General features: G+C 70.6%; 21 protein-coding genes. 13 read left to right on the top strand and 8 right to left on the bottom strand.

Annotated elements, in window-relative coordinates; genetic code table 11:
- Window positions 1–19 precede the first annotated feature (19 nt).
- Window positions 20–1,000, bottom strand: coding sequence for a formyltetrahydrofolate deformylase (locus DJ70_RS04165; RefSeq protein ID WP_094530436.1), 981 nt, complete (start codon window positions 998–1,000; stop codon window positions 20–22).
- 180 nt (window positions 1,001–1,180) lie between these two features.
- Here DJ70_RS04165 and purS point away from each other — a divergent pair, with 180 nt between their 5' ends.
- The 3 genes from purS (at window position 1,181) to DJ70_RS04150 (ending at window position 2,569) form a co-directional block, all read left to right on the top strand.
- On the top strand, window positions 1,181–1,432 hold the full coding sequence (gene purS, locus DJ70_RS04160) for a phosphoribosylformylglycinamidine synthase subunit PurS (protein ID WP_066416421.1): 252 nt from the start codon (window positions 1,181–1,183) through the stop codon (window positions 1,430–1,432).
- Complete coding sequence (gene purQ / locus DJ70_RS04155; protein WP_094530434.1) at window positions 1,429–2,106, top strand: phosphoribosylformylglycinamidine synthase I; 678 nt, start codon at window positions 1,429–1,431, stop codon at window positions 2,104–2,106. The genes purS and purQ overlap by 4 nt, the downstream gene beginning before the upstream one ends.
- Window positions 2,107–2,176: 70 nt before the next feature.
- The gene (locus DJ70_RS04150) at window positions 2,177–2,569 is read left to right on the top strand and encodes a VOC family protein (protein ID WP_094530432.1); all 393 of its coding nucleotides are present in this window, start codon (window positions 2,177–2,179) and stop codon (window positions 2,567–2,569) included.
- 19 nt (window positions 2,570–2,588) lie between these two features.
- Here DJ70_RS04150 and DJ70_RS04145 read toward each other — a convergent pair whose 3' ends face one another.
- Complete coding sequence (locus tag DJ70_RS04145) at window positions 2,589–2,867, bottom strand: acylphosphatase (protein WP_094530430.1); 279 nt, start codon at window positions 2,865–2,867, stop codon at window positions 2,589–2,591.
- Between the two features lie 83 nt (window positions 2,868–2,950).
- Here DJ70_RS04145 and DJ70_RS04140 point away from each other — a divergent pair, with 83 nt between their 5' ends.
- Complete coding sequence (locus DJ70_RS04140; protein ID WP_094530428.1) at window positions 2,951–3,301, top strand: DUF4870 domain-containing protein; 351 nt, start codon at window positions 2,951–2,953, stop codon at window positions 3,299–3,301.
- A gap of 126 nt (window positions 3,302–3,427) precedes the next feature.
- Here the strand turns inward: DJ70_RS04140 and DJ70_RS17215 are convergent, their stop codons facing one another.
- Window positions 3,428–4,333 carry a hypothetical protein gene (locus DJ70_RS17215; RefSeq protein ID WP_094530426.1) on the bottom strand — a complete coding sequence of 302 codons (906 nt, stop codon included), beginning with the start codon at window positions 4,331–4,333 and terminating at the stop codon, window positions 3,428–3,430.
- Between the two features lie 389 nt (window positions 4,334–4,722).
- Window positions 4,723–6,240 carry an aldehyde dehydrogenase family protein gene (locus DJ70_RS04130; RefSeq protein WP_094530424.1) on the bottom strand — a complete coding sequence of 506 codons (1,518 nt, stop codon included), beginning with the start codon at window positions 6,238–6,240 and terminating at the stop codon, window positions 4,723–4,725.
- 86 nt (window positions 6,241–6,326) lie between these two features.
- On the opposite strand from DJ70_RS04130, the gene DJ70_RS04125 reads away from it, so the two are divergent.
- From DJ70_RS04125 to DJ70_RS04115, 3 genes are all read left to right on the top strand, one after another.
- Entirely contained in the window at window positions 6,327–7,064 is a 738-nt protein-coding gene (locus DJ70_RS04125) for a helix-turn-helix domain-containing protein (RefSeq protein ID WP_094530422.1), read from the top strand.
- Between the two features lie 88 nt (window positions 7,065–7,152).
- The gene (locus DJ70_RS04120) at window positions 7,153–8,634 is read left to right on the top strand and encodes a phosphomannomutase (RefSeq protein ID WP_094530420.1); all 1,482 of its coding nucleotides are present in this window, start codon (window positions 7,153–7,155) and stop codon (window positions 8,632–8,634) included.
- 90 nt (window positions 8,635–8,724) lie between these two features.
- Window positions 8,725–9,846, top strand: a complete 1,122-nt coding sequence (locus DJ70_RS04115) for a BMP family lipoprotein (protein WP_094530418.1) — start codon at window positions 8,725–8,727, stop codon at window positions 9,844–9,846.
- 37 nt (window positions 9,847–9,883) lie between these two features.
- Here the strand turns inward: DJ70_RS04115 and DJ70_RS04110 are convergent, their stop codons facing one another.
- Complete coding sequence (locus tag DJ70_RS04110; RefSeq protein ID WP_094530416.1) at window positions 9,884–11,050, bottom strand: MFS transporter; 1,167 nt, start codon at window positions 11,048–11,050, stop codon at window positions 9,884–9,886.
- Between the two features lie 194 nt (window positions 11,051–11,244).
- Between DJ70_RS04110 and DJ70_RS04105 the strand changes: the two genes are divergently transcribed.
- From DJ70_RS04105 to DJ70_RS04090, 4 genes are all read left to right on the top strand, one after another.
- On the top strand, window positions 11,245–12,891 hold the full coding sequence (locus tag DJ70_RS04105) for an ABC transporter ATP-binding protein (RefSeq protein ID WP_094530414.1): 1,647 nt from the start codon (window positions 11,245–11,247) through the stop codon (window positions 12,889–12,891).
- A complete protein-coding gene (locus DJ70_RS04100) occupies window positions 12,888–14,231 on the top strand; it encodes an ABC transporter permease (RefSeq protein ID WP_094530412.1) in 1,344 nt (447 codons plus the stop codon). Before DJ70_RS04105 ends, DJ70_RS04100 begins: the two co-directional genes overlap by 4 nt.
- Window positions 14,224–15,276, top strand: coding sequence for an ABC transporter permease (locus DJ70_RS04095; RefSeq protein ID WP_094530410.1), 1,053 nt, complete (start codon window positions 14,224–14,226; stop codon window positions 15,274–15,276). Before DJ70_RS04100 ends, DJ70_RS04095 begins: the two co-directional genes overlap by 8 nt.
- 153 nt (window positions 15,277–15,429) lie before the next feature.
- Window positions 15,430–16,800 (top strand): geranylgeranyl reductase family protein, encoded by a 1,371-nt coding sequence (locus tag DJ70_RS04090; protein ID WP_094530408.1) that lies wholly within the window; start codon window positions 15,430–15,432, stop codon window positions 16,798–16,800.
- Window positions 16,801–16,825: 25 nt separating this feature from the next.
- Here the strand turns inward: DJ70_RS04090 and DJ70_RS04085 are convergent, their stop codons facing one another.
- The 3 genes from DJ70_RS04085 to DJ70_RS04075 form a co-directional block, all read right to left on the bottom strand.
- Entirely contained in the window at window positions 16,826–17,104 is a 279-nt protein-coding gene (locus tag DJ70_RS04085; RefSeq protein ID WP_094530406.1) for a winged helix-turn-helix domain-containing protein, read from the bottom strand.
- A 103-nt stretch (window positions 17,105–17,207) separates the two neighbouring features.
- Window positions 17,208–18,488 (bottom strand): amidohydrolase, encoded by a 1,281-nt coding sequence (locus DJ70_RS04080; protein WP_094530404.1) that lies wholly within the window; start codon window positions 18,486–18,488, stop codon window positions 17,208–17,210.
- Between the two features lie 111 nt (window positions 18,489–18,599).
- Window positions 18,600–18,932: an uS10/mL48 family ribosomal protein gene (locus DJ70_RS04075; RefSeq protein WP_094530402.1), complete on the bottom strand. Its 333-nt coding sequence runs from the start codon at window positions 18,930–18,932 to the stop codon at window positions 18,600–18,602.
- Window positions 18,933–19,114: 182 nt separating this feature from the next.
- Between DJ70_RS04075 and DJ70_RS04070 the strand changes: the two genes are divergently transcribed.
- Window positions 19,115–19,561 carry a bis(5'-nucleosyl)-tetraphosphatase gene (locus tag DJ70_RS04070; protein WP_094530401.1) on the top strand — a complete coding sequence of 149 codons (447 nt, stop codon included), beginning with the start codon at window positions 19,115–19,117 and terminating at the stop codon, window positions 19,559–19,561.
- A gap of 75 nt (window positions 19,562–19,636) precedes the next feature.
- On the top strand, window positions 19,637–20,611 hold a 975-nt coding region (locus tag DJ70_RS04065), incomplete at its 3' end, for a DUF5787 family protein (RefSeq protein ID WP_094530399.1).

The following is a 20,611-nucleotide window of genomic DNA, read 5'->3' as shown; positions in this document are numbered from 1 at the left end:
ACGGGCCGGGTCCGGTGGCTCAGTCGGAGCCGGCCGTCGGCGGGTCGGAACGCGTCAGCGGCTCGCCGTCGACCGGCTCCTCGGGGTTCGCCTCGCTCGCGGCCGCGGGAAGCCCGAGGTCCGGCTCCGCGTCCGTCCCCTCCCGGACGTGGACCGTGCCGCGGTGGACCGCGATCGCGTCCGCGAGGTGGAGCCGGACCGCCTCCAGCAACACCTCGGCCTCCAGGGGTTGGCCGCGGCGTTTGATCTCCTCGACGGTCGCGCCGTCGGGGACGTCGAAGGCGCGCTGGGCGATGACCGGACCCTGGTCGAGGTCGGTCGTCACGTAGTGGGAGGTGACCCCCGCGATCCGGACGCCGGCGTCCTTCGCCTGCCGGTACGCCTCCGCGCCGGGGAAGGCGGGCAGGAGGGAGGGGTGGACGTTGATGATCCGCCCCTCGTAGCGGAAGACGACCTCGGGCGAGAGGATCCGCATGTAGCGGGCCAACGCGATCAGGTCCACGTCGTACTCGGCCAACAGGTCGAGCAGCCGCCCCTCGTCGGTGTTGCCGCTCCCGTCGCCGACGTCGTAGAAGGGCTTGTCGTAGCGCTCGGCGAGCGAGCGGAGGTCGCCGCGATTGCCGATCACGACCGGGATCTCGGCCTCGCCGTCCTCGGCGAGCTCGCCGTTCGCCTCGGCCTCCAGCATCGCCTCGGGGGCGTGGGTCTCCTTCGTGACGAGCAGCGCGACCCGGCGGGCGTCCCGGTCGCTCGGGAACCGCACCTGGATGTCGACGTCGAGGTCGCGGCCCAGCTCGGCGAGCGCCCGCCGGAGCTCCCCGCGGGAGGTGGTCATCTCCGCGGTGTCGACCCGCGTCGTCATCCGGAAAACGCCCTCGCGAACCGCCTGGTCGAGCCCCTCGATGTTGATTCCCCGCTCGAACAGCAGGGACGTGACCCGCGCGATGAGTCCCGTCTCGTCTCCGCCGACCACCGTGATCTCGGTCAGTTCGCGGGTCATGCGCCGATCACCTCCGCCGGTTCGAACGTGGGCATACACCCACACCAGACCCCGGAGGGGTTTGCCCCTTTCGTTCCGTTCCGACCGTCATCTCCGACGATCGACCGAAATAGATCCACGCTCGTGTATAGACGCGACGTTCCAAAACGGTTTTTACACACGACCCCGCACCATCGGACGATGACCGAATTCACCGCGACCGTGACGGTCCGGCTGAAGCGGGGGGTGCTCGATCCCGAGGCCGAGACGACGAAGCGGGCGCTCGAGCGGCTCGGGTTCGAGCTCTCCGCGCTCCGTTCGGCGGACCGGTTCGAACTCGACCTCGAGGCCGAGGACGCCGCGTCGGCGGAGGCGCGTGCCGACGAGATGGCCGAGCGGCTGCTCGCGAACCCCACGATCCACGACTACGACGTCGCGGTCGCGGAGCGATGACGGTTTCCGTCGTCCAGTTCGGCGGATCCAACTGCGACCGGGACGCGGTCCGCGCGCTCCGGCACCTCGGGATCGACGCCGAACGCCGCTGGCACGAGGACGGCCTCCCCGCCGACCCCGACGGGATCGTCCTCCCCGGCGGCTTCTCCTACGGCGACTACCTCCGCGCGGGCGCGATGGCCGCACGCGCCCCGATCATGGCGGAGGTCCGCGAGGCCGCCGAGGCGGGCGTCCCCGTCCTCGGCGTCTGTAACGGCGCGCAGATCGGCTCGGAGTCCGGGCTCACGCCCGGCGCGTTCACGACCAACGCCTCCGCGCGCTTCCAGTGTGAGCCCGTCCACCTCCGCGTCGAGCGCGCGGACACCCCCTGGACCGCCGCCTACGACGAGGGCGACACCATCGAGGTCCCCATCGCCCACGGCGAGGGGCGCTTCGAGATCGAGGCCGATACCCACGAGGAACTCGTCGACGACGACCGCGTGCTCTTCCGCTACTGCGACGCCGACGGGAACGTCACCGACGCGGCGAACCCGAACGGCTCGACCGACAACGTCGCCGGCGTCCTCGGCGAGCGCGAGACGGTCGCGGTGTTGATGCCCCATCCCGAGCGCGCGACGCTTCCCGACGTGGCGACGAGCACCGACGGCGCGGGGATCCTCGACGCGTTCGCGTGATCCCCGGTCCGCCTCGGACGCCGCGGCCGACCCCCGACGGTTTTTGCGACCCGAGCCCGAACCCACGCCCGTGAAGGCACGCCACATCGACCACGTCAACCTCCGGATCCCCGAGGACGGCGTCGAGACGGCTCGGGAGTTCTACGGAGACGAGCTCGGCTTCGGCATCGAGGACGCGCTCTTCGAGGCGGGCGAGAAGCCCTTCCTCGACGTGCGGCTCTCGGCGACCGGCGTGATCCACCTCTGGCCGACCGCGGAGTTCGAGCCGCCGACGGCGACGAACTACGACCACGTCTGCGTCGTCGTCGAGGAGTCGCTCGACGCGATCGAGGCCGAACTCGACGCGGCCGGGATCGAGATCGACCGGACGCTGGAGTCGCCGCTCGGCGCGACCGGGGAGGCCGCGGCGGTCTACGTCCGCGACCCGTTCGGCTACCGGATCGAACTCAAAGCGCGCGTTTGAGCGCGGTTTCGGACGCGCCTCACCGTCGGATCTCGAACCCCTCGATCCCCTCCGGCTCCTCGTAGGTGGCGTCGACGTCGTCGACGTCGGCGGCCGGACTGCCCGTGTGACACCACTCGACCATCCCCTCGACGGCGGAGTCGGAGCCCTCGAAGACGGCCTCGACGCGCCCGTCGTCGAGGTTCCGAACCCAACCGTCGACGCCACGCTCGCGGGCGGCGTCCCGCGTCGTCGCCCGATAGAAGACCCCCTGGACGTGCCCGGAGACGTACACGTGCGCTCGCGTTCGTGCGGACATACGCCGCGTGATCCGACCCCGCCGCGGGTAAGGCCGGCGGTGTCGCCGCAATGCTTATGTCCCTCGTATAGGATCGGCGACATATGTCGGGAGAGATCGACGACGGCGAGCCGGGAACGGTCGAGGGCGACACGACGCTGGCGGCGCTGGCGCACGCCTCGGCGCTCGTCGCCTCGGTGCTCGGGCCGGTCCTGTTCCTGGTGCTCGCGGACGACGACGACGAGTTGGTGAAACGGAACGCGAAGAGCTCGCTGAACTTCCAGATCCTGATGTTCGTCGCGTTCGTGATCTCGGCGCTCCTGTCGGTGGTGCTCGTCGGCCTGCTGTTGTTCCCGCTGTTCGCGGTCATCGACCTCGTGTTGGTCCTCATCGCGACGGTGAGAGCCAACAACGGCGAGGTGTACGAGTACCCGTACACGCCGAGCATCGTCTGAGATCGCGGCAGGGAGTCGCCGAGGTCGACTCACGGACCCGTCTCAACGGTCCGAAGATGGCCTCCGGGGGGCACCCCTCGAAGACGGATCCGGGACCACGTGAGACCGTCTCCGGAGGGCTACGGTTCAGCGCGTTCCGCCGGCGGTCCGGGCCCCGCGGACGAACGTGTGCCGACACCGAGCGTGCGGCTCCCAGACGTCCACCCGCTCCGGGGTGCCGCCGCCCTCGCCGGCGTCCTCGTGCTCGTCGGCCGTCTCGCGGAGGAGCTGTTTCAGCGTCGGCATCGTGACCGCGCCACCGCGGTCCTCGACCTTCTCTTTCGTCCCGGCACAGACGGGCGTCGTCCGGTGGTCGCTCGGCCCCACCCACGAGTAGACGAACTCCTCGGATCCGCTCGCGTCCTCGTAGGCCCTTTCGCGAGCGACGTTCAGCACGTTGTGCGTGGCGCCAGCAGCGATGTCCACGGCCGCCGCCTCTACCGCGAAGAACTCCCGCTGGACGTCGCGGACGATGGACTCGATGGACCACCCCTGCGGCTGCGTGAGACGGCGCTCGACGAGGTCCTCGAGCCGCTTCGCTTCCTCGACGGTCAGCCACTCGAAGCCCGCCCAGTCCCACGACGTGTCGTCGACGACCTCGCTGATGACCTCGCGGACGTACTCGGGCACCCGGTCGCGCTCCCGCCAGACGCCGGGGGCCTCCGAGAGGTCGGCCGAACCGTCGGCGAACTCGCCGTCCACCCACCACGACGACCTCTCGATGGCCTCGAGAAGCAGCGTGTCGATCCGCTCGTAGGGCGTGTCGTCCGACTTCGAGAGTTCGACCACGGCGCCCTCGACGAGCTCCCGTACGCGGTCCTCGTCGTATCCCTTCTCGCGGAAGTGCGTCTCGGCCTCGGCGCGATCGAACTTCGCCACGAGGTGTTCGGCGGCCTGCTCGGGGTTCGAGTACAGGCTGTCGTGGTTCGCCATCGACGACTGGTGGACGCACTCCGACGGGTCTACCGGGTCGACTTCGTTGTAGTCTGTCATTAGCTGTCCTCCGTCTCACCGCCGGGGCGGAGCAGGCGGGAGCCGTCCTCGCCCCCGATGTCGACCGGTCCGTCGGGACCGGGCCTGATCCCGACTCTCCGGGTTCCTCTCGTACCCGTAGCGTCATCACTTCACCGCTGTCGAACTCGCTCGACCCGACACCCTCCGGAGAGCGATCGATCCCCGATCGCGTATCGAAAGGAAGCGGCGCCAGTCTCGGGGACCGGCGGATCCGGGCGAGCCACGACGGACGTGTTCGGATCGGTGTACGATCCGGCCCGAGCTCTCGATCGAAGCCTGGAAGAACGGCGCTCCGTGAACGAGCGAACGGAGCCGACTCCGGGGGTTCCGACGCCGTCCGCGATCCCCCAGTCCGCGTTTCCGGCCGCTCAGTCGTCCGTCTTGATGTCCGCCGAGAGGCCCTGTGCCATCTCGATCTCCTTGGAGTTGTTCAGCGTCCAGGCGGTGCGGTCGGTGACGGCCTCGATCGCCTCGCGGGCGGAGGGGTAGCCGTTGCCGGACTTCTTGACGCCGCCGAAGGGGAGCTGGACCTCCGCGCCGATACACGGGAGGTTCCCGTACGCCAAGCCGATCTCGGCGTGGTCGCGGTAGTAGTTGATCTGGCGGTAGTCCTCGGAGATGATCGCGCCGGCGAGCCCGTAGTCGGTGTCGTTCTGGATCTCGACGGCCTCCTCGATGTCGCCGTCGTACTCCATGAGCGCGACGTGGGGCCCGAAGACCTCCTCGTGGGTACACGTCAGGTCGGCGTGGGCGTCCGCCTCGTAGACGAACGGCCCGACCCAGTAGCCGTCCTCGTGGCCGTCCGGGATCTCCTCGTCGTCGAGCTCGGTTCGGTCGACGAGCACGTTCACGCCCTCCTCGCGGGCCTGCTCGTTGTTCCGGGTGACCTTCTCGTGGTGCTCCTCCTCGATGAGCGGGCCCATGAACGTGTTCTCGTCGAGCGGGTCGCCGACGGAGACGCTCTCCGCGACCTCGACGAAGCGCTCCTTGAACTCGTCGTACACGTCCGAGTGGACGATCAGGCGCTCGGAGGAGACGCAGCGCTGGCCGGTCGTCTTGAACGAGGACATGACCGCCGAGTGGACCGCGATGTCGAGGTCGGCCTCCTCGGTGATCACGATGGCGTTCTTGCCGCCCATCTCGCAGGCCGCGCGCTTGCCGGCGACGCCGCCGAGCTTGTCCTGAATGTGGTGGCCGACCTCGGCCGAGCCCGTGAAGATCACGGTGTCGACGTCGTCGTTCTCGACGATCGCGTTGCCGGCGTCGCCGTACCCCTGGACCATGTTGAAGACGCCGTCGGGGATGCCCGCGTCCTCGAACATCTCCGCGATGATCTGCGCACACCACGGAGTCTGCTCGGCGGGCTTAAAGACGACGGTGTTCCCCTCGACCAGCGCGATGGCCATGTGCCAGTAGGGGATGGCGACGGGGAAGTTCCACGGGGTGATACAGCCGGTGACGCCGCGAGGCTTCCGGCGCATGTAGGCGTCCTTCGCCGGGATCTCCGAGGGGACGATGTCGCCCTTGGGGTGGCGCGCGTCGCCGGCTGCCCACTCGACCATGTGGGCGGCCTCGACCACGTCGGCTTTCCCCTCGCTGATCTCCTTGCCGCACTCCTTGGTGACGACCTCGCCGAGCTCCTCCGTGCGGTCGCGGAGCTCGTGGTAGACGTCCCAGAGGTACTCCGCTCGGTCGATCCGGGAGAGCTCGCGCCACTCCTCGAACGCCTCGTCGGCGGCGGCGACCGCGCGGTCAACGTCCGCCGGCGTTCCCTTCCGGAACTCCCCGAGCGTCTCCCCGGTCGCGGGGTTCTCGCTCTCGAACGTCTCCGTTCCCTCGCCGTCGACCCACTCGCCGTCGATGTAGTGGTTGTAGGCGTCTGCCATGGGCGCTCGTTCCTCCCCCGGACGCCAAACTCCCCACCCTACCATGGTCGGGAGATTCTTTACCGCGCGGTGATCTATATCGGGACATGTCTGCGCTCGAGGCGAACGAGGCCGACGGATGGTCGGGCACCCGACTGACGCTCGACCTGTGGCACCCGAACTGCTGGGCGATCGAGGCGACGGGTCGCACCGACGGCGGGGTGCTCGCTCACGCAATCTACAACTCGCCGAAGACGGACGGCGAGACGCCGAACACGGTGAACGGTCTGTTCACCGCCTTCGCGGACACGAACGAGGAAGTGGAGGAGCTGTTGGACGCGATCCGCGCCTCGGAGCACTCGGGGGACCTGATGGAGCTCCAACAGCGCTTCGGGCGCGCCCGCGACGCCCCCGGCAACGTGGTCCGCGAGTTCTTCGTGGAGTACGACCCGACCGACATGATGTGTCCGACCCTGCTCGAGAACGGGTTCGTCCACAGCGCTCCGGTCCGGATCGAGGACGGACACGAGGAGTGGCAGGTGTGTTTCGTCGGCGAGCGCTCGAGCATCCGCGAGTCGCTCGACTCGGTCCGTGACGCGACCGGGGCCGAGGTGAGCATCGAGTCGATGTCGTCGTCGGGCACTGGCCGGAAGAGCGCCCGCGAACACCGCCTCGACACCCTCACCACGACGCAGCGGGAGGTGTACGAGCACGCCCGCGAGCAGGGGTACTACGAGTGGCCCCGCGGGACGTCCACGCGCGAGCTCGCCGACGACCTGGACGTCTCGAAGACGACGATGCTCGAACACCTCCGGAAGGCCGAATCGAAGCTTCTCGACCCCTGAGTTCCCGAGTCCGCGCGGCGGTCCGACCGCCGGGCACGCCCGTCGACCGACCGACGGGTACTAACGACCGGCGAGCGATCGGGTCGACATGGACCTGTTCGGAACCGCGGGGGTGCGCGGACGCGTCGAGGAGCGGGTGACGCCGGAGCTCGCGCTCGCGGTCGGTCGCGCGGTGGCGGCGGAGGCGCGGGCACGCGAGTCGGAGCGCGGCGGGTCGCCCGAGGACCCGCCGCGGGTCGTCCTCGCCCGCGACGGCCGGGTGAGCGGGCCGGCGATCGCGGCCGCGATGGAGGCGGGCCTCGCCTCCGGCGGCGCGACGGTCTCGCGGGCGGGACGGCTCCCGACCCCGGCGCTGGCACACGCCTCGCGGGGACGCTACGGCGTCATGCTCACCGCCTCGCACAACCCGCCGTCGGACAACGGGATCAAGCTCTTCCGCGACGGCGTCGAGTTCGACCGCGACCTGGAGCGGGCGATCGAGGCGCGCGTCGACGCCGAGGAGCCGCCGGCGGCGTGGGACGCGTGGACGGAGCCCGACCGGGTCGACGTCCTCCACGACTACCTCGACGACGTCCGCGGGTACGCGGCGGGCTTCGAGGTCGACGGCGACGGTGCCGGGAACGCCCTCGACGGCCTCCGGGTCGCGGTCGACTGCGGCAACGGGATGTCGGCCCCGGCGACGCCGGCGGTCCTCCGCGAGCTCGGCGCGACGGCGGTGACGCTCAACGGGAACGTCGACGGCCACTTCCCCGGTCGCGGGAGCAAGCCCACGCCGGAGACGCTTCGCGACCTCCGGGCGTTCGTGGCCGACGCGAACGAGGGCGTCGACGAGCCCGGCCGCGACGGCGAGGGCTTCGCCTTCGGGATCGGGCACGACGGCGACGCCGACCGGATCGTCGTCGTCGACGCCGACGGCGAGGTCGTCCACGAGGACACCGTGCTCGCGATCCTCGCCGAGCGATACGTCCGGGCGAGCGACGCCGGCGACCCGGTCGTGGTGACGACCCCGAACGCCTCCGGCCGGATCGACGAGCGCGTCCGGGCGGCCGGCGGCCGCGTCGAGCGCGTCCGGCTGGGCGCGCTCCACGAGGGCATCGCGGCGGTGCGGGCGGCGGCGGAACCGGCGGCCGACGGGGACGCGGGCGACGACACCGAGGTCGTCTTCGCCGCCGAGCCGTGGAAACACGTCCACACCGCCTTCGGCGGCTGGATCGACGGCGTCTGTTCGGCGGCGGTGATCGCGGTGCTCGTCGCCAGCGAGGGGCTCGAGTCGCTTCGGGAGCCGATCGCGGAGCGCCCGTACCGAAAGGTGAGCGTCGACTGCCCGGACGGGCGCAAGGAGCCGGTCATGGCGCGACTGACGGACCGGCTGCCGGCCGCGTTCCCGGACGCGACCGTCGACACCGACCACGGGGTCCGCCTGGAGTTCCCCGACGCGTCGTGGACGCTGGTCCGCCCCTCGGGAACCGAGCCGTACGTCAGGGTGTACGCCGAGAGCGACGCGGTGGACGAGCTGGTCGAGGAAGTGCGGGAGGTCGTCGCGTCGGCGGTCGCCGAGGCGGAGAGCTGACCGCGCCGCGTTCCGTCCGATCCCCGGAGATACCGCGCTGAGACCGAGAGCGACGCGTTTATGCCCCGTTCGAACGGGTTCATACACGATATGGCATCCGACATCGAACGGCGGCGGTTCCTGAAGGCGGCGAGCGCGGCGGGCCTCGTCGGCCTCGCGGGCTGTAGCGGCGGACCGAGCGAGGGCGGGTCGGGGGACGACGGCTCCGGCGACGGGAGCTCCGGCGACGGCGGCTCCGACGACGTCCCGGCGACCGTGGGCATCGTCTACTCCGACGGCGGGCTCGGGGACAACTCGTTCAACGACGCGGCCCAGCAGGGGCTCATCCAGGCCGAAGAGGAGTTCGGCATCGCGTACGACGAGTCCCAGCCCGAGGGGACCGGCGAGTTCGGCGACTTCCAGCAGCGGTACGCCAGCTCGACCGACCCGGACTACGACCTGGTGTCGTGTATCGGCTTCAACCAGACCGACGCGCTCGCTGAGAACGCCCCGCAGTTCCCCGATCAGGACTTCATGCTCGTCGACTCCGTCGTCGACGAGGACAACGTCGCGAGCTACGTCTTCCGCGAACACGAGGGCTCGTTCCTGATGGGCGTGCTCGCCGCGCGGCTGACCGAGACCGACTTCTCGGCCGGCGCCGGCTCGACCGACCCCGACTCGACGAACCTCGGGTTCGTCGGCGGCGTCGACAGCCCGGTCATCCGCCGGTTCCAGGCCGGCTTCGAGGCGGGCGTCGACTACGCGGCCGACGACGTCGACGTCACCACGAGCTACGTCGGCAGCTACGCCGACCCCTCGGGCGGCCAGGAGGCGGCGCTCTCGATGTACCAGAGCGGCGCGGACATCGTCTACCACGCCTCGGGCGCGACCGGCGTCGGCGTGTTCCAGGCGGCCCAGGAGGAGGGTCGGTTCGCCTTCGGCGTCGACCTCGACCAGTCGATCACCGAGCCGGAGTTCTCCGACGTGATCGTCGCGTCGATGGTGAAACGCGTCGACACTGCCGTCTACGAGTCCGTCTCGAACGTCATCGACGGCGAGCACCGCGGCGGCGAGTCGATCGCGCTCGGGCTCGAGTCGAATGGCGTCGAGTGCGTCTACGGCGACGAGATCGGCGGCCAGGTTCCCGACGAGATCGTGACCGCGGTCTCCGACGCCCGCGACGCGATCATCGCCGGCGACATCGACGTGCCGACGGAGACCGGCGACACCTGATCCGGCCGCGACGACTCCGTCCCGCCGACGGAACCGTTCACACGACGTCGGCGACGACGACGATCCCGAACCCGGCCGCCGCGAGCGAGAGGACGCCCAGGAACGACCAGGCGGCCGGATACCCGCTCGTGTCGACGAGGTAGCCGAACGCGGGCGGCGCGAACAGCCCGCTCGCGGTCACCGCGAGCTGTCCGGCGGCCGAGGCGGCACCGAGCGCGTCGTCGTCGACGAGCGTGGAGAGACAGGAGTAGTAGAGCCCGGTCGATCCGAGGACGAGCACGCCGATCCCCGCGAGGACGGCGGCGGCGACGCGCACGCTCCCCGCGGCCGGGAGCGCGAAGAAGCAGAGCCCGCCGCCGGCGGCCTGGACGACGAGGAGGATCCCCGTTCGCGTCCGCGCCGATCCCGGAAGCACGTCGACGAGCGTCCCCGCGGCGACCTTTCCGACGCTGCTCGCGACCTGCGTGGACGCGAGGACCGCGCCGGCGACCGCGACCGACGCGCCGACGGCGTCGCCGACGAAGAGGGTGAGGTAGCCGGTCGTCGTGTAGAAGGCGGCCCCGAGACAGACGCCGGCCGCCAGGAGGACGAGGTACGTCGGGTTCGATGCCAGCGCCCGGAAGTCGGGGGTCGTCGCCTCGCTCGGACTCGCACGCCGGTACGTCAGCCAGAAGGCGACCGCGACGGCGAGGCCGATCGCCGCCGCGATCAGGAAGCCGAACCGCGGGAAGAGGAGGCCGGCCGCGCCGGTCACGAGGAGCGCGCCGACGGCGCTCCCGACCGTCGGGCCGACCTGTTTGATCCCGATCGCGCGGTGTTGCCTGCCCGGCTCGATCCGGTCGAAGACCGCCTTGTTGGTTCCCGGCGTCGCGCTCCCGTACATCGACCCGAGGAGGAAGGCGGCGACCAGGAAGAGCGGGTACGTCGGCGCGACCGCGACCCCGAGGGTGCCGGCGGAGAGGCCGAGGAGTCCGCCGGTCAGCGTGCGCCGCTCGCCGAAGCGGTCGGTCGCGATCCCGAACGGCAGAAGCGAGACGGCGTAGCCGAGCGTCAACGCGGCGATGACGACGCCGACCTCCAGGCCCGTCAGGTCGAACGCGTCCCGAACGAGCGGCGTTCCGGCGTACACGGCGTAGTAGCAGACGCTGGCGGCGACGTGCCAGCCCGTCACGGCCGCCACGATGCGCCAGAACCGCGAGACCATACGGTCACCAGCGAAGCCGGGAAGATAACGGTACGCCCGTCGGCGACCCGGTCCGTGCGCGTCGCCCGCCCGACCGTGCGCGTCGCCCGCCCGACCGTGCGCGTCGACATAACGCCCGATCGGCCGCGGCGACGGCGTGCGGTCGCGTCGGCGAACCCGCGGTCTTTTTGCCTCCCACACGGAGATACGGGTGAATGAACCCGGCGGTCCACCTTGACGGTATCACGAAGCGGTTTCCGGGGGTCGTCGCCAACGACGACGTGGACCTCGCGATAGAGCGGGGCAGCGTCCACGCCCTCCTCGGCGAGAACGGGGCCGGTAAGACCACGCTGATGAACGTGCTGTACGGGCTCTACCGGCCGACCGAGGGACGGGTCGTCGTCGACGGCGAGCCCCGGTCGTTCGCCTCCCCGCGCGACGCGATCGACGCCGGGATCGGCATGATCCACCAGCACTTCATGCTCGTCGACCCGATGACGGTGTGGGAGAACGTCGTCTTGGGCAACGAGCCGCGGACGTGGGGCGGCCTCCGCGTCGACGAGGCGGCGGCCCGCGAGGCGGTGGTCGAACTGAGCGACCGCTACGGCTTCGACGTCGACCCCGACGCCCGGATCGAGGACGTCTCGGTCGGGGTCCAACAGCGCGTCGAGATCCTGAAGGCGCTGTACCGCGGCGCGGAGGTCCTGATCATGGACGAGCCGACCGCCGTGTTGACCCCCCAGGAGGTCGAGGAGCTGTACGACGTCTTCGAGGAGCTGACGGAGCAGGGCAAGACGATAATCTTCATCTCGCACAAGCTCGGCGAGGCGCTCTCGGCGGCCGACGAGATCACGGTCCTCCGCGACGGCGTCAACGTCGGCACCGTCGCCGCCGGGGACGTGACACGCGAGGAGCTCGCGGAGATGATGGTCGGCCGCGAGGTGTTGATGGAGCCGGCGACGACGCCGCGCGAGCCCGGCAACCGCGTGCTCGAGGTGACGGACCTCCGCGTCGAGGACGACCGCGGCGTGGAGGCCGTCTCGGGGATCTCCTTCGAGCTTCGCGAGGGGGAGGTGCTCGGGATCGCGGGCGTCGACGGCAACGGACAGCTCCAGCTGGCCGAGGCGATCACCGGGATGCGCGAGCCGTCCGCGGGCTCCGTCGAGTACCTCGGCGAGTCGATGGCCGGCGTCACCCGCCGGGAACACATCGACCGCGGGATGGCGTTCGTCCCCGAGGACCGCCACGAGCGGGGGCTGGTGATGTCCTACGACCTGGTCCAGAACGGCATCCTGGGGAGCCAACACGACCCGCCGTTCGCGGCGGGCGGGCGGATCGACTGGGAGGCGTCGGCCGAACACGCGGAGTCGGTGATCGACGCGTACGACGTTCGACCGCCGAACGCCGACGCGGACGCGGCGTCCTTCTCGGGGGGGAACCAACAGAAGTTCATCGTCGGCCGGGAGTTCGAGCGCGACCCTGACCTCGTCGTCGCGACCCACCCGACCCGCGGCGTCGACATCGGCTCCACGGAGTTCCTCCACGACCGGCTGCTCGAGCTGCGCGCCGAGGGGAAGGCGATACTCCTCGTCTCCTCGAAGCTCGACGAGGTTCAGGGGCTCTCGGACCGCCTCGCCGTGATCCACGAGTGCGAGTTCACCGGGGTCGTCGACCCCGCCACGGTGACGGAGGAGGAGATCGGCCTGCTGATGGCCGGCGAGACGCTCGACGACGCGAGCGTCTCAGGCGCGGCGATCCACGACGCGGTCGACGACGGGCTCGCCGGGAGCGGTGAGAGCGACGGAGACGCGGACGCCGACGCGACCCGCGAACCCGCCGCGGACGAGGAGGTGGACGCGTGAGCCGACGCGACGGCGGGCGGCTTCCGACTCCCGTCCGCCGCCTGATCGAACCCTTCGTCGACCGCACCGTCGCCGAACGGGTCCTGATCAGCGTCGCGGCGATCGCGTTGTCGATCGCCGTCGGCTTCGCCATCGTGCTCGTCTCCGGACGGATCGCCGAGTGTAGCGCCGCCGCCTGGACGATGCCAGTCACCGGGTTGGGGTTCTGTTATGACCCCTTCGAGGTGTACGCCGTGCTGTTCAACGGGGCGCTCGGCTACCCGCTCGCGGTCGGCGAGCCGGGGGTGTTCAACCCGTCGTGGACCCCGTTCAACCTCTCGTTCGGGCTCACGCTCTCGGAGACGACGCTTCTGATCTTCACCGGGCTCTCGGTCGCGGTGGCGTTCCGCGCCGGGCTGTTCAACATCGGAACGCAGGGCCAGCTCGTCGTCGGCGCGCTCGCGACCGCGCTGACGGTGCTCGCGCTCGCGCCGCTGCTTCCGGCCGGACCGGTCTCCGGGGTCGCCCTCGTCGTCGTCGGCACCCTCGCCGGCGCGGTGGGCGGCGGGCTCTGGGGCGCGATCCCCGGCGCGTTGAAGGCGTACGCCGACGCCAACGAGGTGATCACGACGATCATGCTCAACTTCGTCGCCGCGAACGTCGCGTACGTGCTGGTGTTGGAGGTGTTCCGCGCCGAGGGCTCCTCCGTCGTCGCGACGCGGTACGTCCCGGAGTACGCGCAGTTCACGCCCTGGCTGTTCCCCGGATCCAGCGACTTCGCGCTGCTCGCGCTGGCCGTCGGGACCGCGTTCATCGGCGCGCTCTACTACCTCGTCGAGCACACGCCGTTCGGCTACGACCTGCGCACGAGCGGCGTCCAGGCGGCCGCGGCGGAGTACGGCGGCGTGGACGCGAAGCTGACGACCGTGCGGGCGATGACGCTCTCGGGCGCGCTGGGCGGCGTCGGCGGCGCGGTGTGGGTGCTGATGTCGGAGGGGCGATGGATCGCGTCGGTTCCCGACCTCGGATTCGACGGGATCACCGTCTCGATCCTGGCCGGGAACAACCCGCTCGGCGTGTTGCCCGCGGCGTTCCTGTTCGGCATCCTGAAGGGTGGCGCGCTCGAGATCGGATTCCGGACGAACGTCCCGACGGAGCTCGTCGGCGTGTTGCGCGGGCTCATCATCCTCTTCGTCGCCATGCCGGAGTTCTTCCGGATGGCCGGTCGGTACGCCGGGCTCGGTTCGAGCGGACCGGGCGGCCCGGAGACGACCGAAGACGACTCCGACGGCTCGGGCGATGACGACGGGACGACCGACGGCGCCGTCGCGACGGCCGAGGGAGGTGAGACCGATGCGTAACCCGCTCGCGGACGTCCCCGTGCCGATTCTCGACGACCTGATCGACGACGACTACGTGCGGTCGCTCGTCGTGGGCGTCGTCGGAACGCTGGGAGCGCTGGGCCTGCTCGGCGTCGCGTTCCCCGACTCGATCGCCGGCGACCTGGCGGGCATCGTCTTCTCGACGGGTACCGCCGCGTCGACGGCGCGGCTCGCGGCACCCATCGTCCTCGCCGGGCTCGGCGGCATCTTCGCCGAGAAGAGCGGGGTCATCAACATCGGTCTCGAGGGGCTGTTGATCATCTCGGCGTTCGCCTCGGTCTACATCGCGTCGGTGATCGGCTCCGGGAACGCGCTCCTCGGCGTCCCCGCGATCTGGGTCGGCTTTCTCGCCGGGATCGTCGCCTCGACGCTTCTCGCCGGGGTGTTCGCCGTCGTCTGTATCGAGTTCAAAGCGGACCAGATCATCGCCGGGCTGGCGGTGTGGCTGATCGCCTTGGGGCTCGCGCCGTTCATGTCGACCGTCTTCTTCGGCGGCGTCAACACGCCGAACCTCGGCGCGAGCGTCGGGTGGCGCTACTCCGCGGCGATGGTCGTCGTCGCGACGGCCGCCTCGTGGTGGACGCTGAACCGGACCGCGTTCGGCAAACACCTCCGGGCGTCCGGCGAGAACCCGAAGGCGCTCGACACGGTGGGCGTCTCGGTCTCGCGGGTGCGGTACGCCGGCGTGTTGATCTCGGGCGTCCTCTCCGGCGTCGGCGGGTCGGCGCTCGCGCTCTCGATCGGCCAGTTCGTCGGGTCGGGCGAGACGATGGTCCAGGGGAAGGGGTTCATCGCCATCGTGGCGTACCTGTTCGGCAACTACAACCCGCTCGGCACGCTCGGGGCGGGCGTGCTGTTCGCGGGCCTCGACGCGACCCAGATCCGGCTCCAACAGCTCGGATACGCGATCCCGGACACGCTGGTCCAGACGATCCCCTACGTGGTCGTGATCGTGGTGCTCGCGCTGGTCGGCCGGACCCGCATTCCGGCGGCGGCGGGCGACCACTACGAGACCGAGGAGTAGCCGCCGCCTCTCCCTTCCGAAAGTAGCCGCCGCGTCCGGTGTCGGCGGACCGGGCCTCGCGCCCGTTCCGCCGGCTCGGACGCCATTCCGTCGCTCCCTGCGGGACCGAAACGGGAACAAAGAGTTTTGCCGGCGGCGGGATACGACCCGGTAATGAGCATCGACGAGTACGACGTCGTCGTGGCGGGCGCGGGCACCGCCGGCTGTTACGCCGCCACGACGATCGCGAACGAGGGGCTCGACGTCGTCATCCTCGAGCGAAAGGACGAGACGGAGGCGGGCCACATCGCCTGTGGCGACGCCCTGAAGGGGGCGGACGCCTTCCCGGAGGCGATCCCAAAAGAGCGTCTGGAGCCGGCGTTCACGAACACCGGCGTCGACCACGGACGCTTCGAGATCCCGAAGGAGGACACCGTCCTCGAGATCCCCGTCCCCGGCGAGCTCGCCGTCATCGACCGCTGGGAGTACGGCCGGCGGATCATCGAGGCGGCCGCCGACGCCGGCGTCGACTTCCACTACGACACCGTCATCAACGACGTGGTACAGACCGACGGGGGGCGCGTCACGGGGCTCAAGGCGTCCCGCCGGGGCGACCGAGCCACCTACGAGGCTGACATCGTCATCGACGGGGCGGGGTCGCTCTCGCTGCTTCAGGACAAGGCGGACTTCGAGGGGACGACCTTCGACACGAACGTCCGCTACTCGCAGTTCTGTTCGGCCTACCGCGAGATAGTCGAGGTGCCGGAGCCCGTCGAGTGGGACGACGCCCTGGTGTTCAAGCCGACCGACCGCGCCGCGGGGTACCTCTGGTACTTCCCGCGGACGGCGACGGAGATCAACGCCGGGCTCGGCTTCCAGATGAACGAGGAGCCGATGAAGCTCGTCGAGGCGCTGAAACGCGACCTCCGTGACCGCCCGGAGTTCGAGGGCGCGGAGGTGCGCGACAAGCTCGGCGCGGCGCTGCCGACGCGGCGGCCGTACGACTCCGCGGTCGCGCCAGGCTACATGGCCGTCGGCGACGCGGCCGGCCACGTCAACCCGACGACGGGCGGCGGGATCGCGGGCGCGGCCTACGCCGGGAAGTACGCCGGCGAGCAGGCGATCAAGGCCGTCTCCGACGGCGACGTGAGCGAGGAGAACCTCTGGCGGTACAACACGCGCGTGATGGACCACTTCGGCGGGCGGTACGCGGGCCTCGACGTGTACAACGTCCTCTCGACCGCGATCGACGTCGACGACCTGATGGGGCTGCTCGCGTCGCTGCCGGGCGAGAAGCTCGCTGAGGCGCTGTACGAGGGCTCCACCTCGATGTCGTTCGGCCTGAAGCTGAAGGCCGCGGTCAAGAGCTTCGGCTACTGGGGAACCATCCGGAACTTCTATCGGACCAAGTCGCTGGCGGACGAGCTGCTCGCCCACTACGAGTCGTATCCGACGAGCCCCGCCGCGATGGCCAACTGGACGCGCGAGCGCGACGCGATCATGGACCGCATCTACGAGACGACCGGCGCGGACGCGAAGTACTGAGTCGTTCGGCCGCCGGAGCCGTCGATCAGACCGGGGACGCCTCCGCGATCTCCTCGACGACCTCCCAGTGGTTCCTGGTCCCCTCCGTCGGGTAGTACACCGTCCCGTAGCCGTCGCCGGTACGTTCGACCACGTCGTGGTCGCGCAACACGTCGAGGTGGTGACGGACCGTCGTGTAGTCCAGATCGAGCCGCTCGGCGAGCTGGTTGGCGTTTCGCGGACGGTCGTCTATCGCCCGGAGGATCCGGACCCGGTTCGGGCCGCCTCGGGTGCCGGTGAGGACGTACCAGAGGACGGCCTCCATGCCCCACAGTACGGGCTGCGACCGCCTAAACCTACCGTCGGGCGAGGCTCCTGCCGGCGTGACGGGGGGTTCGTGGCGACTCGCGAGCGGGCCGCGAGCGCACTCAGGGACGGGTCTCGGCGACGTGCCGGATCGCCCGCGAGAGCACGTCGATCCCGAGGCCGATGTCGCGCTCGACGACGTCGAACGTCGAGGTGTGGTGGCCGCCGGGGTGGTCGGTGCCGACGCCGACGTAGCAGGCGAGCCCGCCGCGCTCCTGGACGCGTTCCATCATGAACGTCGCGTCCTCGCTGCCGCCGAGGTCGGCGCTCTCGACCACGCTCGTCACGCCCTCGACGTCGCGGGCGACCTCGCCGATCGCGTCCGAGAGGGCGGCGTCGCTCGTCGCGCTCGGCGCGGCCCCCATCGTGGTGACGTCGACGGAACAGTCGTGCATCTCCGCCGCCGAGTGGAGGACACGCTCCGCGTGGTCGTACATGTAGTCGGCGAGCTCGGTACTCTCGCCGCGGACCTCGCCCTCGATGTGGGACTCCTCGGGGATGATGTTCGTCGCCGTGCCGCCGCCGACGAGCCCGGCGTTCACGCGGGTCGCGCCGTCGGCGTGCCGCGGGATCGCGTAGAGGTTCTGGATCGCCGCCGCCATCGCCTGGACCGTGTTCCGCCCCTGTTCGGGTCGCGCGCCGGCGTGGGAGGGCTCGCCCTCGAACTCCGCGAGGAAGTGGTTCACCGCGAGGAAGCCGTCGATGCCGCTCACGATCTCGCCGGAGGGGTGATCGAGCCCGATGTGGACCGCGTAGAAGTAGTCGACGTCGTCGAGGAGTCCGGACTCGGCCATCGGCTTCCCGCCCACGATCTTCTCCTCGCCGGGCTGGAAGAACACCTTGAGGGTGCCGGCGAAGTCGGACTCGAGGACCGTGTCGAGCACGCCGAGCCCGATGGTCGCGTGCGAGTCGTGGCCGCAGGCGTGCATGTATCCCTCGTGCTCCGAGCGGAACCCCTCGGCGACCGGCGCGTGGTCCGCCTCGTCGGACTCGAGGATCGGCAGCCCGTCGATGTCGACGCGGAGGCCGATGACCGGTCCCTCGCCGCGCTCCACGACGGCGACGCAGCCGGTGTACCCGCCCTCGAGCGCCTCGAGGATCGCGGGGTCCGCGCCGGCCTCGCGGGCGCGGCCGGCCCACTTCGCCAGCTCCTCGTCGTCGGGGACGTTCCGTCGCGCCTCCTCGGCGAGCGCGTCGGGGCCGACGTGGAGCGCGTCGAGGTCGCGCTCGCGGAGCGCCTCGACGATCCGGGCGGTGGTGTAGAACTCACACCACGCGGGCTCGGGATGTCGGTGGAGGTCGCGTCGGAACTCGCGGTACTCGTCGTCGGTTTGGACGCTCATACGCCCCGATGGCCGCCGGACGGCTTAAAATGTCGAGTGGCGGTCGGCGTCGCCCCCTTCGGCGGACCGAGCGACCGTCGAACTCGGTTTCCGGCCGCGACGATCGACGACTCAGTCGCGCCGGTGTCCGAGCGGTTTCTTCCGGTCGACCTCGACCTCGACGTGGATCGAGTCCGGGAAGTCGCGGGCGACGACCTCGCGGGCGACGTCGTCCGCGCCGTGGATCTCCATGGAGCGCTTGTACACGTCGTAGCGCCACGGCGAGAACTCGTCGCCGGCGCGGAGGCGCTTGTACTGGGGGACGCTGACGGTCTCGGGCGAGGAGGCGTGCGGGCCCTTACACTCCGCGCCCTTCCGTTCGAGGGTGTCCTTCAGCTCCTGGACGGTCTCGGCGAGCACGTCGCGATCGCCGGAGGCGAAGGCGAGTTTCGTGACGAAGGTCATGGCTGGGGGTCGTGGGTGAATGGTTCCCCGAGGCGTAAAAGCACACCTACTGGCCGATGCGGACGGGGGCGTCGAGCGCCCCGGCTCCGCGGAACCGCGCAGATCGACCGAGAGGGCTCGAAAGGGTCGCGGAACCGGCAATTCCGACACCCTCTTTACCGGTGGTTGCTTACCTGAGGCTAATGACGGTCGAAGCGACCAGTTCCGGAGCCATCCTCTTCCGCGATACCCGCGGCGAACGGGAGTATTTGCTCCTGAAGAGCCGACCGGGGGACTGGGAGTTCCCCAAAGGCGGGATCGAAGGCGACGAGGAGCTCCAGCAGACGGCGATACGGGAGGTGTCCGAGGAGGCCGGGATCGACGATTTCCGCCTCATCGACGGCTTCCGTCGGGAGTACGACTACGTGTTCGAGGCCGGCGGGGAGACGATCCACAAGACGGTCCACCTGTTCATCGCGCGTTCCTTCGAGGCGAGCGCGGAGCTCTCGAAGGAGCACCGCGATCTCCAGTGGCGCGACTACGAGCAGGCGATAAACACGATCACCCAGGACGGACCGAGGGACATCCTCGAGGAGGCCCACGACTACCTCGACGAGCTCCAGGAGGAGGCCGACGACGGCTACGTCTGAGGCGGCGATGACGGCGACGACGACGCCGTTCGCCGCGTCGAGCGCGCCGACCCGGCGGCCGGACGCGTACCGATCGTGATCCCCGACGCCGAGTTCGGCTACGAGCTGCTCGTCTGCCGGTACGCCGAGCTGGCGTGGTACCCCGGCGACGACCCGCGTCCGGCGATCGTCTCCAGACAGCTCGGCACGCGGCGGCGGCGCTGGGACACCGTCGTGATCGAGGTCGACCCGGCGGGGTTCGCCGGGCGGCGGGCGTTCGGCGACCGGAGCCTGGACTCCGACCTCCTCCACGTCGTCCGGGACGCTCCCGCCGACTGGGCGTGGTACCGCGACGCGCTGCCCGATCCGGGCTACCCGTGGCGGTACGTCCGGCGGGCGGTCCACCGCGCCGCGGGCCGGAACCTGATCGAGAAGCGACGGCGAGGGAACCGGATCGAGATCCGCCGTCTCCGGCCGTACCCGGACTGGGTCGAGCGGATCGTCGCGATCGAGAACAAGCCCGACCTCGACCGGTCGGCGGCGGACGCGCTCGCCGACCAGCTCGCTCACGACGTCAAGACCGCGCTCGCGGACGAGGTCTGGCTCGCGACGGAGGCGACGGGCGACCGCGTCGAGCCCGCGCTCCTCCGCGAGATGCCCGTGGAGGCGGGGATCCTGACCACGCGGTTCGCCGACGGCGACCCCGCAAGCGGCGGGGCCGCCGTCGATCCGGCCGCCGCGACCGTCGACTGGCTCCCGAGCGACCTCGCGCCGAGCGGTCCGGAGGGGCGCGATCCCGAGACGGCGACCCGCCGGCTGGAGATCGCCGAGCGGGCCTACGGGAAGGGATGGCGGTCCTATCACGACACGATGCGCCCGGACTGCCGGCACTTCGAGCTCCGACGCGCCGGCCGGGCGCTCGTTCCGCACTGTGGGGCCAAGGGTCGGTGCCCCACCGATCGGGAGTGTGCGGGCTCGTGTCCGGAGTTCTCGCCGGAGCCGCCCGCGTGGCGAACGAATGGGTGGCCGATCGAGGGCGGGCCGGGGAAGGGCGTTCAGAGCCTCCTGTCG

The organism is Halorubrum halodurans (assembly GCF_002252985.1).
In the GTDB taxonomy this organism is placed as follows: domain Archaea; phylum Halobacteriota; class Halobacteria; order Halobacteriales; family Haloferacaceae; genus Halorubrum; species Halorubrum halodurans.
Note: the sequence above shows the minus strand (reverse complement) of the source record. Positions and strands in the feature narration are given on the sequence as shown.